The sequence below is a fragment of the Terrimonas sp. genome, assembly GCF_003075435.1.
Lineage (GTDB): Bacteria > Bacteroidota > Bacteroidia > Chitinophagales > Chitinophagaceae > Agriterribacter.
On the sequence record NZ_QCZJ01000071.1, the window covers coordinates 1 to 1,901 of the forward strand.

General features: G+C 43.1%; 1 protein-coding gene. It reads right to left on the reverse strand.

Going from position 1 to position 1,901, the window contains the following annotated elements; translation table 11 throughout:
- Positions 1 to 91 precede the first annotated feature (91 nt).
- Positions 92 to 1,345 (reverse strand): group II intron reverse transcriptase/maturase, encoded by a 1,254-nt coding sequence (ltrA, locus tag DC498_RS25875; RefSeq protein ID WP_116877021.1) that lies wholly within the window; start codon positions 1,343 to 1,345, stop codon positions 92 to 94.
- Between the last annotated feature and the right edge of the window lie 556 nt (positions 1,346 to 1,901).

Below are 1,901 nucleotides of genomic sequence, written 5' to 3' on the forward strand. Positions count from 1 at the left end.
TACGGGTCAAGTAGGCAAAGGCATTTCAGCCTAAGCCTCTCACAGAACCGTACGTGAACCTCTCGATTCATACGGCTCTTGACATACAATCTTAGATTTTACTCAATGACCAGTGGACAAATATGTTTGGATAACCCGACTTAATGTTTCGTAGCCAGTCATAAGCCTTTTGGTAACTGTGTAATCTCTTAAACTTGTTCTTTACCCACTTCGCTATCCGGTAGTCCAAATGTCGGAATAATTTTCCTGGCGAAAAGGTTTTCACCTTGCCAAAATAATTTATGATTCCTCTTGTCTTAGCGTTCACTAAGGTGGCTAAGTCCTGCATAGTCCATGTACTTTCCCGTTGAAAATTCATTTGTTTCCACTCCGAGATAATACGTGTCCGGGACTTCATGCTCATCTGGCAATCATAGCCGAGAAAAACACCATTATTTCTATTGCTTTTCTTCGACATAGGCTTGAAAGTGTGTCCAAGAAAGTCAAATTTCTTTGGATAATCTTTTCGCCCCTGCCGCCGATAGTCCTGGCAATAGGTAATTTTTGTCTTCTCTTCGCTTAATCGCAGTTTGCACTCCTGCAACCTTAGTCTAATACCCTCTAAAACGTAATGACTTTGCTTTTCGCTGATGCAATGAACCACTACATCGTCTGCGTAGCGTACAAATCTTACTGTCGGAAATGTCTTCGCTAACCATTTGTCCAGCACATAATGTAAGAATAAATTGGCTAATAAAGGACTGATAACACCGCCTTGTGGTGTGCCTTGCCCTTTTTTGAAAACAAGTCCGTCTTTGGTTTGTACAGGTGCTTCCAACCATCTGCGTATGTACATTTTCACCCACTTTTCCGGCACATGTTTGTCTATGGCTTTCATCAGTAACTCATGATTGACTTCGTCAAAGAAGCTCTTAATGTCCATGTCTATTACCCAGGCATAGTGCCGTACGTTTTCCCGTACTTGCTCTAAAGCCTGATGTGCGTTCCTATGGGGGCGATAGCCATACGATTGTGGCAGAAATACTGCTTCCAAACGGGGTTCGAGGTAGGTTTTTACTACTTCCTGGGCTATTCTGTCGCTGATGCCTGGAATGCCCAGTTTGCGTTCTCCTCCCGTGCTTTTGGGAATGATAACTTCTTTGACGGGCATTGGGAAATAACTGCCGCTTGCCATTCTGTTCCAAAGCCTGTACAGGTTTTTGGATACATTTTCATCGAATGTTTGCAATGAAACTTCATCTACTCCTGCACTCCCTTTGTTGCTCCTGACCTTGCGGTACGCTTCCCTTACCATGTCTTTGGTTATCGGAACAGGTTTTGATTTGGTTTCGAATAATTCAGTCATCCTTAATTTTACTAAGTTGTTTACTTATTCAAAAACTGTATGTCTGCCGTCCTTCGCTCCATGTCCATTACAAACACTTCATCGCTACTACTACAGCATCCGTCATCCTTACAAACTTCGATACTGTAAGCCTTGCGGGTATTGCCCGCTTGTGCTGTTTTCTTTACATTTTGTAAGGACTTCCTGAGTTCCGTATAAAAGCCTGAATTAAGTTCACACCTGCTCAGTTGCGTTTGCCCTGTAACCAATATTCAAGCTCCCGTTACAGCTTTTCACTTGTAGCCAAGAATACAAGCTTTTGACAAAATGTAGCCACACTCACACAACTTCTTCACAGGTTCACTTTCGTTTGTCTCCTTAATTCGTACCTGACTATTTATTGATAGCCTTTTCTTCCTACCGTTTAACACCTGTTTGTTGCCATCCAGGCATCGGGAAGCGGTTTGATGCCTGCTCTTGAAAGCCGACACCGATGGGGCTTCCATCATCTTTTATACAGCATTGACTAACTGTTTAGACTTAGCCATTCACAGCACACCTTGGCGATGTGGCGGTA

Coding starts and splice junctions, on each gene's coding strand:
- ltrA (WP_116877021.1), bottom strand. CDS start 1,345: ATGACTGAATTATTCGAAACCAAATCAAAACCTGTTCCGATAACCAAA.